General features: G+C 66.7%; 15 protein-coding genes. 4 read left to right on the top strand and 11 right to left on the bottom strand.

Annotated features, from left to right (window positions below; translation table 11 throughout):
* Window positions 1-509: 509 nt before the first annotated feature.
* From AC1D0O_RS14875 to AC1D0O_RS14860, 4 genes are read right to left on the bottom strand one after another with little or no spacing between them, the layout of a single operon-like run.
* Window positions 510-803: a YciI family protein gene (locus AC1D0O_RS14875; RefSeq protein WP_477654270.1), complete on the bottom strand. Its 294-nt coding sequence runs from the start codon at window positions 801-803 to the stop codon at window positions 510-512.
* Window positions 804-843: 40 nt separating this feature from the next.
* Window positions 844-1,950 (bottom strand): lipocalin-like domain-containing protein, encoded by a 1,107-nt coding sequence (locus AC1D0O_RS14870; RefSeq protein ID WP_477654269.1) that lies wholly within the window; start codon window positions 1,948-1,950, stop codon window positions 844-846.
* Between the two features lie 8 nt (window positions 1,951-1,958).
* On the bottom strand, window positions 1,959-3,041 hold the full coding sequence (locus AC1D0O_RS14865; RefSeq protein ID WP_477654268.1) for a PLP-dependent cysteine synthase family protein: 1,083 nt from the start codon (window positions 3,039-3,041) through the stop codon (window positions 1,959-1,961).
* 42 nt (window positions 3,042-3,083) lie between these two features.
* Complete coding sequence (locus AC1D0O_RS14860) at window positions 3,084-3,344, bottom strand: DUF1127 domain-containing protein (RefSeq protein ID WP_477654267.1); 261 nt, start codon at window positions 3,342-3,344, stop codon at window positions 3,084-3,086.
* A gap of 127 nt (window positions 3,345-3,471) precedes the next feature.
* Between AC1D0O_RS14860 and AC1D0O_RS14855 the strand changes: the two genes are divergently transcribed.
* On the top strand, window positions 3,472-4,365 hold the full coding sequence (locus AC1D0O_RS14855; RefSeq protein ID WP_436155250.1) for a LysR family transcriptional regulator: 894 nt from the start codon (window positions 3,472-3,474) through the stop codon (window positions 4,363-4,365).
* Here the strand turns inward: AC1D0O_RS14855 and AC1D0O_RS14850 are convergent.
* Window positions 4,334-5,194 carry a helix-turn-helix transcriptional regulator gene (locus AC1D0O_RS14850; RefSeq protein WP_477654266.1) on the bottom strand — a complete coding sequence of 287 codons (861 nt, stop codon included), beginning with the start codon at window positions 5,192-5,194 and terminating at the stop codon, window positions 4,334-4,336. The two genes, AC1D0O_RS14855 and AC1D0O_RS14850, sit on opposite strands and share 32 nt — an antisense overlap.
* A gap of 171 nt (window positions 5,195-5,365) precedes the next feature.
* On the opposite strand from AC1D0O_RS14850, the gene AC1D0O_RS14845 reads away from it, so the two are divergent.
* Both AC1D0O_RS14845 and AC1D0O_RS14840 read left to right on the top strand, forming a co-directional pair.
* Window positions 5,366-5,797, top strand: a complete 432-nt coding sequence (locus AC1D0O_RS14845) for a DUF4437 domain-containing protein (protein WP_477654265.1) — start codon at window positions 5,366-5,368, stop codon at window positions 5,795-5,797.
* Complete coding sequence (locus AC1D0O_RS14840; protein ID WP_477654264.1) at window positions 5,794-6,258, top strand: DUF4437 domain-containing protein; 465 nt, start codon at window positions 5,794-5,796, stop codon at window positions 6,256-6,258. Before AC1D0O_RS14845 ends, AC1D0O_RS14840 begins: the two co-directional genes overlap by 4 nt.
* Here the strand turns inward: AC1D0O_RS14840 and AC1D0O_RS14835 are convergent.
* The gene (locus tag AC1D0O_RS14835; protein WP_477654263.1) at window positions 6,236-6,958 is read right to left on the bottom strand and encodes a glutathione S-transferase family protein; all 723 of its coding nucleotides are present in this window, start codon (window positions 6,956-6,958) and stop codon (window positions 6,236-6,238) included. The two genes, AC1D0O_RS14840 and AC1D0O_RS14835, sit on opposite strands and share 23 nt — an antisense overlap.
* Window positions 6,959-6,977: 19 nt before the next feature.
* Window positions 6,978-7,400, bottom strand: coding sequence for a DoxX family protein (locus AC1D0O_RS14830; protein ID WP_477654262.1), 423 nt, complete (start codon window positions 7,398-7,400; stop codon window positions 6,978-6,980).
* Between the two features lie 80 nt (window positions 7,401-7,480).
* Between AC1D0O_RS14830 and AC1D0O_RS14825 the strand changes: the two genes are divergently transcribed.
* Window positions 7,481-8,392: a LysR family transcriptional regulator gene (locus AC1D0O_RS14825; RefSeq protein WP_477654261.1), complete on the top strand. Its 912-nt coding sequence runs from the start codon at window positions 7,481-7,483 to the stop codon at window positions 8,390-8,392.
* Between the two features lie 23 nt (window positions 8,393-8,415).
* Here AC1D0O_RS14825 and AC1D0O_RS14820 read toward each other — a convergent pair whose 3' ends face one another.
* From AC1D0O_RS14820 to AC1D0O_RS14805, 4 genes are all read right to left on the bottom strand, one after another.
* Window positions 8,416-8,646 carry a hypothetical protein gene (locus tag AC1D0O_RS14820; RefSeq protein WP_477654260.1) on the bottom strand — a complete coding sequence of 77 codons (231 nt, stop codon included), beginning with the start codon at window positions 8,644-8,646 and terminating at the stop codon, window positions 8,416-8,418.
* A 155-nt stretch (window positions 8,647-8,801) separates the two neighbouring features.
* Entirely contained in the window at window positions 8,802-9,377 is a 576-nt protein-coding gene (locus AC1D0O_RS14815; protein WP_477654259.1) for a diguanylate cyclase, read from the bottom strand.
* 28 nt (window positions 9,378-9,405) lie between these two features.
* Window positions 9,406-9,873 (bottom strand): hypothetical protein, encoded by a 468-nt coding sequence (locus AC1D0O_RS14810; protein ID WP_477654258.1) that lies wholly within the window; start codon window positions 9,871-9,873, stop codon window positions 9,406-9,408.
* Window positions 9,874-10,037: 164 nt separating this feature from the next.
* Window positions 10,038-12,587: an FtsX-like permease family protein gene (locus AC1D0O_RS14805; protein ID WP_477654257.1), complete on the bottom strand. Its 2,550-nt coding sequence runs from the start codon at window positions 12,585-12,587 to the stop codon at window positions 10,038-10,040.
* Window positions 12,588-12,665: the final 78 nt, after the last annotated feature.

Genomic DNA, 12,665 nt, shown 5'->3' with positions numbered 1-12,665 from the left:
GCTCGAGCCAAGCGGGGTCCGGCTAAACTCGCCTTCGGCTCAGACAACGCCGGCCCTGATCCGCTTGTCTCTGCGCTCCTCGGCCCAGCCAGGACGGGGCAAGCGGGAGCGGGGAAAGAAGACAAATACCAAAGAACAAATCAAGACAAACAAGGACTCGCCGTGGCGAGTCCTTGTTTCTTCAGGCATTCAGTATTGGTATTCGGCTGTTTGGATTTCTTCTCCCCGCTCCCACCCCTTGTGGATGCGCCGAGGAGCGCAGGGCCAGACGGATCAGGGATCGCGTTGTTTGAGCCGAAGGCGAGTTTAGCGAGACCCCGTCTGGACCGAGCACCGCAGGTTGCCCGCAGCGAAGCGGAGGGACGCAGCAACCAGGGGTCGCCTTTTCTTTTGCTTACTTTTCTTTTGGCGAAGCAAAAGAAAAGTGAGTAGCCGCCGGGCTACCCCCGGCCAGCAACCCCAGCAGAGAACATCACCAATCGACCAAGCAGAGCCCCGGGTGCAAGCCGTCAAAGCACGACCTCCTTATCGCCCAACGCCTTCCCCCAAACCAGCAACCGATAACCCCGATGCTCAGCCACAAAGTAAGGATCGTTCTCCACAAGCTCAATGGCACGTTCCCGCGATTCCACCTCTAGCACCCAAAGCCCACCAACAAAACCCCCACCGGGCGCTTCACGCAAACCACCCGCGATAAGAATCTCGCCCTCATGCGCACGCAGATAGGCCAGATGCAGCGGCTCGCGTTCCCGGCGAACCTCCAGCATGGAAGGCTTGTCGTCAAAAATGGCTACCCAGCGCATGGACTTTCTCCTGTTTGAAATGTGAAGGTTGAAGAGGGGCTCACATCCGCAGCGGCTGCGCATACCCCGTCATCTCAAGATAACCCATGCCCACCAGTTTGCCGTTGCTGTCGATCAACTCGCTTAACCCTTCCCAGTAGATCGCGCCTGTGGATTGGCGGCTGTCGAGTTCCTGGTTGTCGATGACGGCGCGCACGGTATAAAAATCGGCGGGGGTGCGCACTATCCACTCCACCGGGTAGCTGGTTTGCGTCAACGGGCTTTTCCAGTGGCGGACGGGCTTGAAGATCACTTCGCCGCGGCTGAAGGTGTAGAGCCCGCCCTTGGGCGAGCGGAAAGAGCCGCCGTCCCACAGCGTGCCGCCGTCCTTGCTGCGCAGCCGGAAGGCAGTCAGGGCGCTGCCGTCGGTGAGGTTCATGCCTATCCAGTCCCAGCCTGCCGCGTCGGGGTGCAGAATCTCCTCGCTCCATTCGTGGTCCAGCCAGGCTTTGCCGTTTACGGCAAAATCCTGGCCCTTGAGCCGCAGGCTGCCGCGCGCCGCGAGCTGCGGCTGGCTGTAGTAGTAGCTGGCCTGTTTTTCTTCGGGACCTTTGCGCGACAGGCCCTGCTTTCCCTGCAGCAGCACGTCCTGCGTTTCTTCAAATGCGAGCTTGAGCCCGAAGTCGGTGGACGGCAGTTCTGCAAGGTACTTGCCGCCCTCGGCTTTGAGCGACCAGTCGCGCAGCTTGAGGTCCATGTCGCTTTCGCTAGCTGCGGCCACGCCAAAACCATCGCGCGCGATGCGCTGGTCGTGCCAGAGCTTTTTGCCTTGCACGTCGGTGAGGGCCGCGTGGGCGAAGACCAGTTGTTTTGCAGCGAATTTGGACGCCATGCCCTGCGTGGCCTCCACGCGCGAGCGGAAGAAGGTGAGCTGGAAGCCGAACATGCGCTTGCCCGCTTCGGCGCTGGCCTGGCCCGTGATGTACCACCACTCGGTGCGAAACTCCGGATGGGCGCCGCGGTCGCGCGGGAACACCAATGCTTTTGCGGGCAGGGCCTGCGCCGGGCCCGCGGCGGCGCCCCATCCGGCCAGCGCAGCGCCGGCCAGCAGCAGGCCGCGCCTGGGCAGCAGGGCGGGCAGGGTGTGCGTGGGCGGCGGCAAAGGCATGGTTTGCCTCAGGCGGAAGGCGCGGGCCGCATCAGCTCGGCGATGCGCGCCTGGGCAGCCGTGCAGTCACCCATCTTCTCGGCCACCCATTGAGGGTTGTAATAGGTCGGCAGGTAGCGCTCGCCGGAATCGCACAGCAGCGACAGGATGGAGCCCTGCTCGCCGCGCGCCAGCATTTCGTGCGCCAGCGCCAGCATGCCCACCAGGTTGGTGCCGGTCGAGGGCCCGACGCGGCGGCCCAGCAGTTGCGACAGCGCCTGCATGGCGGCCATGGAATCCACGTCGGCGACTTCCACCATGCGGTCTATCACCGTGCGGATAAAGCTGGCCTCCACGCGCGGCCGGCCTATGCCCTCGATGCGCGAGCCTGCGCCGGTCAGGCCGGCATCGCCGCTGCGGTGGTAGGCGGCAAAGACTGAACCGACCGGATCGGCCACACACAGGCGGCTGTCGTGGCGCTGGTAGCGCACATAGCGGCCTATGGTGGCGCTGGTGCCGCCCGTGCCCGCGCCGACCACGATCCAGCGCGGCACGGGATGCCGCTCGCGCGCCATCTGGCTGAACATGCTTTCGGCGATGTTGTTGTTGCCGCGCCAGTCGGTGGCGCGCTCGGCATAGGTGAACTGGTCCATGTAATGGCCGCCGGTTTCCCGGGCCAGCCTGCGGGCTTCGTCATAGACCTGCGCGGCGCTATCCACCCAGTGGCAGCGCCCGCCGTAAAACTCGATCTGCGCGACTTTTTCGGGCGAGGTGCTGCGCGGCATCACCGCGATGAAAGGCAGGCCCAACAACCGCGCGAAGTAGGCTTCGCTGACCGCCGTGGAGCCGCTGGAGGCCTCGACGATGGTCGAGCCCTCATGGATCAGGCCGTTGCACAGCGCATACAGGAACAGCGAACGCGCCAGCCGGTGCTTGAGGCTGCCGGTGGGATGCGTCGATTCATCCTTGAGATAAAAGTCTATGCCGCGCGCCGCGAACTCCGGCAGCGGCAAAGGGATCAGGTGGGTGTCGGCACTGCGCTGGTAGTCGGCCTCGATGCGGACGATGGCGGCGCTAAGCCAGGGGCTGCTGGAGGATTGAAGGGCGGTCATGGCCCCGATTCTCGCAGCAAGCGGGACCCGGGTGGCCGGCCTTTAATACCGGCTGGATTGCCAGGACGAAGGCTCGCCGAACAAGGCCGGAATCTCGCTGCGGCCTATGCCGAGGTCGCTCAGCTCATGGGTGCTCATGGCCAGCAGTTCATCCCGTTGCAGGCGGGTGGGCGCCAATGTTCCGCCGCGCTTGAACCAGGCGCCACCGACTTTGCACAGCGCCGCCGCCATGCCCGCAAGGCGGTGCAGGCCGGCGGTGAGGCTGAAGCCCGGGGTGACGGTGGGAATGGCGGCGGAAGGCATGAGGTGCTCCTGGTGGGGTGATGACGGTGTGAATGAAGCCAGGCGCCCATGGTGCAATTTATTCTGGTATTGTGGAAGTTGAGTTTTCTGATGAAAACTATCAGTATTCCTGATGAGGAGCCTTTTCATGCGTGAATTGAACCTGGACCAGTTGCGCACCTTGGTGGCCATCACCGACCTCGGCACCTTCTCCGCCGCGGCGCAGGGACTGCACCTGGCGCAGCCCACCGTCAGCCTTCACGTGAGCGAACTTGAAAGCCGCCTCGGCACGCCGCTGGTGGTGCGTGGCGGCCGCAAGGTCGAGCCGACACCGGCGGGCGCCGTGCTGGTCGAGCGGGCGCGCCGCCTGCTGCGCGACGCCGACGACGCGGTCGATGCGGTCAAGCGCCACGTCGAAGGCCGCGCCGGCCGCGTGCGCCTGGGCAGCACCACCGGTGTGCTGGTGTATTTTTTGCCGCAGGTGCTCAAGGCCATGGAGCTGGCTCACCCGGACATCGACGTCGAGGTCAGCATCCTGGGCTCGGCCGACACCCTGGAGCGGCTGCTGCAGGGCACGCTGGACGTGGGCCTGGTCGCCACGCCGCCGCCCGCGCAGCGCGGCATGGTGATCACGCACTGGCGCAGCGACCCGATGATGGCCTTTGTGCCCAAACGCTGGAAGGCGCCCAAACACGCCACGCCGGCCTGGTTGGCCGGCAAGCCGCTGATCTTCAATGAGACGCCCACCCACATGTACCGCATGACCATGGCCTGGTTTGCCGATGCGGGTTTCACGCCGCGCGCGCGTATCGAGCTCAACTACTCCGAGGCCATCAAGAGCCTGGTCGCGGCCGGCTACGGCGCTGCGGTGCTGCCCCGCGAGGAGTCGCAGGAGGAGTCCCACGTGCGGCACGACGTGCAGCTGCTGCCGCTCAAACCCGCGCTGGTACGCCACACGGCCATGGTGCACCGGCCGCCGGAAGCGCTGGACGGCGCCACGCGCAACCTGCTCAAGATCCTGGCGAACTTCCGCCAGGCCTGAGCGCAAGGGCGCCGGCGCCTTCGTCATCTTTTCCTCGCTGCCGGATCTCCTGCGGTGTGGCCTGCAGCAGGCGGCGAGTCCAGAGCGCCAGGTGCGAGGCGTGAGCAAAGCCCGCGCCCGTCGCGGCGGCGCTGATCGGCATCCCCTGCTGCAGGAAGGCGACGGCGCGTCCCAGGCGGCGCTCGATGATGTAACGGTGCACTGGTCTCCCGACCGCGTGCCGGAATGCCAGTTTCAGATAGGACACGCTGGTGCCGGCTACAAGCGCCAGTTCCTCAAGGGTGAGACGTGAATCCTCCAGCTTGTCTTCGATGTGGGCAAGGAGTTTGCGCAAGCCTTCGTCACTGAGCCGGGCCCGGGCGGAGCGCGGGAATGCGCGACGCGACGTGTACGTATGCAGCAAGCGGGCGCAGATGGCGTTTTCCAGGCTGTCAGCCAGAAACGTCCCGTGGGGCATGCCTTCCATGCGTTCCAGATGCAGCGCACGAATCACCAGCGATATGCGATCGTCATGGACCTGCCTGTGCGGCTGCAGCAGCACACCCGAGGGATCCAGGTCCATGCCCTGCGCCACGGCCGCGAACGTCTGTGTCGGCAGCCGCAGGCACAGCATCTGGATCGGCGATTCGATATCCCAGCGGCTTTGGGTACCCGCCGGGACGATGTTCATGCCGCCGAGCCTGCGATGGAAACGCGGCATGCCGGGCATGTCCAGGCAGGTCGCGGCAGCCGGGCTGCCAAGGTGCAGCGAAATCCCGTGGTTGGCCCGGGCCTGCGCGTCGCACAAGCCTGCCGGCTGGAGGTGGATGGATGTGAATGTGCTCGCCATGTCGCCGCCTTTCACGCTGGGTGGATTGGCTGATTATGCTTTTCTGGCCGTTTGTGTGCGACATGCGGCCTGCAGGCCGGCACTATCACCGGACCGATGCAAGAACCTCAACTTGCTGCCGTGCCGTAACACGGTTGCCATCCCCTTTTTACAGGAACCCGCATGCAAATCTTGAAGACGCTCACTTTCTTTCCGCTCGCTATCGGCATCCCCGTCGCCTGGGCGCAGGGGCTGCAAAACGAATACGTTCCTGCTGACAAGACGCCCTGGTATCGCGAATCGCCGCGAATCCCCGTGCAATTGGCGGCCTTGTGGGGTGACCGCGCCAAAGGCGAGGCGGGCACCCTGTTGAGAGCGCCGCCGGGCTTCAAGAGCGGAGCGCATTCGCACACCGCCGACTACCGGGCTATCGTCGTACGTGGGACCTGGAAGCACTGGGTGCCATCCACCGGCGAGGGCAAGAGCGCAAAGCTCCAGCCCGGGGCTTATTGGACGCAGGTGCACACGCAATTGCACGAGGACGCTTGCGTTTCGAAAACGCCTTGCGTCATCTTCCTGTTCAACAAAGAGTCCTACACCACGGAATTCCCGGCCGCCAAATGATGAAAAAATCTTCCCTCTCTCGCCACATTTTCGCCGCGGCCTTGATGGCCGGACTGGCCACCCCGATGCTCTCCCATGCCGATGCCTTCGACGGCGCGCGCAACCTTTCCGTCCCGTTCGAGCAGCTGACGTTCCGGCCGCAGGCACCCGGGCTGCCGCAGCGCCTGACGGACCTTTGGGGCGACCGCGCTCGTGACGGCGGCTTCGGCCAGCTCATTGAACTGCCGCCTGGCTTCCGTTCGCCGGTACATGCGCACAGTGGTGACTACCATGGTGTGTTGATCAAGGGTATCTGGCGCCATGAGGACGGAAACGGCACGGGAATCTCCCTGCCGCCAGGGTCCTACGTGCGACAGGCGGGCGGCGACTTGCATGTGGACGGTTGCGTGAGCGAGACACCTTGCCTGCTATTCCTGTTCCAGTTCTCGCGCGCCGACGTCATCTTGCCGCGAGCTGAATGACGGGGGCGCTTGCGCCCATGCCGGTGTTCCCGTTCTCACGCCCCGCGATCCGGCGGGAGAGCTCGGAGCCACGGGCCAGGAAGAAGCGCCGCAGTTCCGAGCCATAGCCGCTGCCCACCGCCTGCTGGACGGACGGGCGCGCTGCCAGGGCGGTGCGCCAGGCACGCACTTTTGGCAACTGTTCGAAGAATCCTGTCTCACCCACGTCATCCAGCACGTCGAAGTAGCGGAACACCGGACCAAACACCGCATCGACCATGCTGAAAGACGTACCGGCGAAATAAGGGCCATGGTCCGGCAGCACGGCCTCAAGCTGGGCGAAGCGGCGTTGGATGTCTTCACGGTGCCGCGCCAGGGATGCCGCATCGGCGGCGTTGTAGAACGCGCCAATGGCATTGAGCAGGGCGGAGCCGAACTCCATCCACGCCCGGTGCCGTGCGCGCAGGAGGGCGTCGCCTGGATGCAGGCGCGGCAGCAGCGTGTCGTCCAGGTATTCGCAGATCACGGCCGACTCAAAAATCGCGTCATCGTCGACCAGCAGCACCGGTGTCTTGCCCAGCGGCGACACGGCCTTGAACCAGTCCGGTTTGTTTGCGAGGTCCACGTCGCGGCGCTCAAAGGCCACGCCTTTTTCGGCGAGCACGATGGCCGCGCGCTGGACGTAGGGGCACAGCGTGTGGCTGATGAGGGTCAGTGTCATGGTCATGCTCCCTGCGTGTTTAACGGAGCACCAGCCACTGGCTGCGGCGCGCGGCCCAGGCGCCGTCGCCGAGCAGCCACTGGGCCAGCGAGGCCACGAGCAGGAAGAGCGGGTATTCCCAGCCTCCCTTGGGGCTGGTGAACACCCAGCCGTTGGGCCAGTGCACCCAGACGACCACCGCGAGCACAGGCGCCAGCAACAGCGAAGCCTGGCGGCCGTAAAAGCCCAGCAGCAAGGCGGCGCCGCCGGCCAGCTCGGCTGCGACCACAACATAGGCCATGAAGCCGGGCAGGCCGACCGACTCGAAGAACCGGGCCGTGCCGGGCAGCGTGAAGACAAAAATTTTCAGCAGCGCGTGGGTGATCCACATGGTGCCCAGTGCAATGCGCAGCAGGGCAGCGCCGTGGCCGGCGGCGAGGTTTTGGGAGGCGGGGGTTGTCATGATGGCAATGCCCAGTCAAGGGCTGGAGTTAAAGGAGTCGCCACTTTACGATTGCATAAAAGCAATGTAAATTGGCGACAATGAAAACATCCATTGCAAAATCGCAATACGCACTCAGCGCTTATGACCTGCAGACCCTGCTGGCCCTGGTGCGCGGCACAACGCTGGCCGAAGCCGCGCGGCGGCTGGGCGCCGACGCTTCCACGGTGTTCCGCTCGGTGCAACGCATCGAGAAAAGCCTGGGCCAGCGCCTGTTTGAACGCTCCCGCCTCGGCTACCTGCCGACCGAGCCCATGCTGGGCCTGGTGCAGCACGCCGAGCGCATAGAGGCCGAGCTGGAAGCCGCGCGCGCCAGCGCGCAGCGGCCGCATGAAGGCGTGGCCGGCCGGGTGCGCCTCACGACCACCGATGCCGTGCTGCGCGGCCTGGTGCTGCCCTCGCTCAAGCCCTTGCTGGCGCAGCACCCCTTGCTGCAGCTGGACCTGCGAACCGGCAACGAACTGGCCAGCCTGAGCCGGCGCGATGCCGACCTGGCCTTGCGCGCCACCCGCAAGCCGCCCGACCACCTGGTGGGGCGCAAGCTGGGCACCGTGCGTTTTGTGCTGTGCGGCCTGAAAGCACAGGCCAGGGTCTTGTCATCGGCGAAGAAGCCGCCGGCGCCGGATGCGCTCGCCGGGTTTGACTGGATAGCGCCCGATGAGTCGCTGCCTGAACATCCCTCGGTGCTGTGGCGGCGCAAGCAACTGCCCAAGCTCACGCCGCGCCATTACGCCGACGGCATCGTGGCGGTGATGGATGCGATCAAGGCGGGCTTGGGGGTGGGCATCGTGCCCGTGTTCATGCTGGCCGGCGAGCCGTTGCTGGTGCCGCTGGGCGAGACGCTGGAGGGCTGCGAGTCAGACCTGTGGCTGCTGGCGCACGCCGAATCGCGCCACCTGCGCCGCATTGCGGTGGTCTACGATCATTTCGCGGCCAGCGTGCGCCTGGCCTGACCTGTTCGGCAATTTCAAAAAACTCAAAACGAACGGCCCGCGCCGGACGTCCTGAAGACGACTTCGCCGCTGGGAATGTGGACCACTCGCACTTCCTGCCTTGTGGGGTCGGCGACGCTTTTGACGGCGACGGCGACCGCCAGGGAGTAGTCGGCAAAAACATGGTTGGAACTGCTGGGCGGCAACAGGCTGCCCTTGGCCGGGTCGACGTTTTCAATGCGGTAGTCATGTGGCGGTGCTTTGACGGATGCCATGGTGAAGACCTCTATGAAGTGATTTCGATTTCTTGGGTGGTGCCTCCATGGTAGGAGCGCAAAAGGGTGCTGTGATGACAATTGCGGGTCAAAAGCGTGACTTTGAGTAAGCAAAAGAAAGCGCCTCTTGAAGGGCGCTCGCGTATTGGCGAAAACTAAAACCCGGGCGGGGCGGGCTTTGCCGTGCCGGCTGTTTCTTTGCGCGCCTTGAGGCTGCGGTACAGCTCCTCGGCGTAGGGCGCGAAGCCCAGGACGGCGGATGCGGCCAGCAGCGCCAGGATGACGGGCGTGGGTAGCGGATCGGCCTTCCAGGTCCAGCGCCAGTCGGGCGTGCCCGCCCCGAACAGCGCAGTGAACTGCGGCCAATGGGCAGCCAGCAGCAAGGCGCAGGCGGCCAGCGGAAAGCCTTCCAGGTAGGCATGCACGCTTTGCTCGAAGGGGCCGACATGGCGCCGTCCCGAAGCGTAGTGGAGGTCCCAGTGGCTGGTCAGCGCATGCAGGGCCAGCAGGCCCAGCAAGAGCAGCAGCACGGCCGACGTGACCTGCAGGAAAACAGCGGCCAGTACGCCCAGGCCCACTTCCACAATCATCAGCATGTGCAGCAGCGACTCCTTGGCGCCGGTGGTGTGCGCCAGGTCGCTGCGGCGATGGCAGGCCCAGTCCGCCAGGCCGGCAAGCAGCCAGGCCGGCAGCACCAGGTAAAGCAGGATGAAGCGGGCAGGCTCCTGCATGGGCGGCCGTCGGTGGGCGCCGGGCCGCTCAGTGCAGGCCCTGGCTCGGGGCGCGCTCCGACAGTTCCAGCTTCTTCATTTCGACAGCTACCGACTTGAGCATCTCCAGCGCAGCCTCGGGCGTCTGCACGATGCCCAGCCAGCCGAATAGGTGGTGGCGCAGGAACAGCAGGATCTTGCCGGTCAGCGGGTCGCAGGCGACCCAGTGGCGCGGTGTGTAGCAGGGCTCCAGCGCACACAGCGGCGGGCAGTCCAATGGGTAGGGCGGATCCAGTTCGGCGCGCAGGCCGGCCATGTCGGTGACCAGGTCTTCGAGCTCTTCGGCCCGCAGGGTCAGCGGCTGCTCGAGCGACAGCGTCACGCTGCCGTCCCCGTTTCGGGTGGCCAGCAGGCCGTGGGCCAGCCGGGTCGCACTGCGCTGCGGAGGCAACTGGCCGGCCGGGCCAGGGCGGGCAGTGGCGTGGGGCGGGGAATTGACGGTTGTGGGGGTGGTCATCGCGTGCTCCCATGCGTGAAGGGATAAAAGAAGAGGCGAGCTCATGGGAGCCAGTGTGCGGCGCGGGGCGGCCGGGTGGCGTGGGAGACCGGCCTTGCCCGCTGTAGGACGGCGGGGGAGTGTGTACCCAGCCAGCCTCTAATGCGGGCACGCATATGGTGCGGCTACCAGTCTTCCTTGACCGCCAGCACCGCGTCCTTGCCGGCCGCGGCGCGCCCCGCCAGCCAGGCGGTCAGCGTACCGGCCACCACCACGGCCGCGCACAGCAGGCCCAGGCGCAGCCAGGGCAGCATCAGGTCCATGGTCCAGTGAAAGCTTTGCGGGTTCACCACGTAGACCAGCACGGTGGAGACCGCCAGCCCCAGCGACAGGCCGGCCAGCGCGCCCGTCAGCGTCCAGGCCGCGCCTTCGCCGGCCACCACGGCCAGGATCTGCCGCCGCGTCAGGCCCAAGTGGGCCAGCAGGCCGAACTCCTTGCGGCGCGCCAGCACCTGCGCGCTGAAACTGGCCGCCACGCCGAAGAGACCGATGGCGATCGCAACCCCCTGCAGCCAGTAGGTCACCGCGAAGCTGCGGTCGAAAATTTTCAGCGAGGTCGCGCGCAGTTCGCTGACCGAAGCCAGCTCCAGCATCGCGCCCGCGCCCGATTGCCGTTCAGCCAGCGCGCGCACCGACTGTTGCACCTGGGCGTCGGCCGCACTGCCGTCCAGCCACAGCGCCAGGTCGTTGGCGCGCCGGTCGCCGGTCAGGCGTTCGAAGTCCCGCCTGTCCATCGCGATCGCGCCGAACTGGCGCGCGTAATCGCGCCAGACGCCTGCCACATAAAACGGCGGTACCGCGGCCGTGCCGGCACCGGCTTGCAATGACTGCGAGAGCGGGTGGAAGACGCTGCCTGGGTGCGCGCCATACAGGTCCACCATGGGCTCGCTCACGTAGATGCCGACATGACCGGGCGGCACCGGCAGCAGCCGGCCCACAAGGGGCAGCGCGGTGGCCGGGTCGTCCAGCGGGCGCGCGACCAGCGTGACGGCCGGCCTGGCCGGGTCCAGCAGCAGCTGCACGGTGCGCGCCGCGCCCACGCGCGCCACACCGGGCAGGCCGGCCAGGGCCTGCACGAACTCCGGCGAGAAATACGCGGTGTCGCTGGCTGAGCTGCCCAGCGCTGTGCGCACATAAAGGTCGGCCGGCAGCACCACGTCCAGCCAGCGCGTGACCGATTCGCGAAAGCTCGCCACCATCACCGTCAGCGCCACTGCCAGGCTTAGCGAGGCCACCACGCCGCTCACGGCCACGGCCGCGCTTTCGCGCACGCGGCGCGCGCGCTCCACCGCCAGCAGCGGCAGCAGGCGGTCGGTGACATGCGGGCTGAGCCTGTCGTAGAGCAGCGCGATCAACCAGGGCAGGGCCGTGATGCCGCCCACCAGCAGCAGGCCCACGGATACATAGGCCGCCAGCGGAATGCCGAACAGGGGCGGGACCAGCGCGAGCAGGCCCCCCGCCGCGACCAGGGCGATGCTGAGCCAGTGGCCCTTGCCGCCGCCGGCGCTCGCGCCCAGGCCCTTGAGTGTTTGCGCGGGCGGCAGCTTTTGCGCGGCCCGCGCCGGCCACCAGCCGCCTACGGCAGCCGCCAGCACGCCCAGTGCGCCGTAGGTGAAAGCCGCCGCGCCGCTCCACTGCAGGCTGGGCGCGACGCCGGAAAAGTAGCCGCCGCCCAGGTCGCCGCCCAGCAGCCGCAGCGCCAGCGCGGCCAGCGCCGTGCCCAGCGCGATGCCCAACACGCTGCCGGCCAGGCCCAGCAAAACGGACTCGGCCAGCACCAGTTGCAGGCGCTCGCGTCCCGTCAACCCCAGCACCCCCAGCAGCGCGAACTGTTGCGCGCGTTTGGCCACGCTGAGCGAGAGCACCGAAAAAACCAGGAAGGCGCCGGTGAACAGAGCCACCAGCGCCAGCACCGTGAGGTTGACGCGGTAGGCGCGCGAGAGGTTGCTGACGCGCTCAGCCGCGTCGCCCGGCGCGGTGGCGGTGATGCCGGGCGGCAGCTGCAGCGAGGCAATGAAACGCCGCGCCTCGGCGCCGGGTTTGAGCCGCAGGTCTATGCGCGAAAGCTGGCCGACCCTGCCGAACAGGTCTTGCGCGGCGGCGATGTCCATCACGGCCAGCGGCCCGCCACCCGTGCCTACGCTGCCGGCCACAGTCACCTCGCGCAGTTCGAGGCCGCTTTGCAGCCGCAGCGAAGGCCCGCCGAGCAGCTGCCGCGCGGCCGGGTTCAGGAACACCTGGCCCGGTGCGAACAGCGCGAAGCGCCCCGCATCGGTGGAGGGCACCGGCATCAACGCCGGCGCCATGGCGGCCACCGCAAGCGCGTCCACGCCGATGATGCGCAGCGGCAGGCGTTCAGCTTTGCCGCCCGCGGATGCGGTGAGCGCATAGGTGCTGAGCTCCAGCACCGGGCTGGCCAGGGCCACCTGCGGGTCGGCGGCCACGCGGCGGTACAGGTTCTCGTCAAAGCCGCCCTGCACTGCGCGCAGCTCCAGGTCGGGCTGGCCGTTGACGGCGCGCACCGCCTGCGAGAACTCGCTGAGCGCCGAGGCATTGATCAGCTGCACCGAAAACGCCAGCGCCACGCCCAGCATCACGGCCGCCACCGCAGCGGCATTGCGCCAGGGGTGGTGTTGCAATTCCCGCCAGGAGAAACTAGAGAGCAGGGCGCGCATCGCCTCATTGTGCCTTCAGCACCGAGAAGGGCTTGAAACGAGAACAGAGAATCTGTATCGGTACAGAAAAGGCCGGTC

The sequence above is a fragment of the Polaromonas sp. P1_F2 genome, assembly GCF_056405735.1.
The sequence above is the reverse complement of the archived record's forward strand: the minus strand, read 5'-3'. Positions and strand labels throughout refer to the sequence as shown.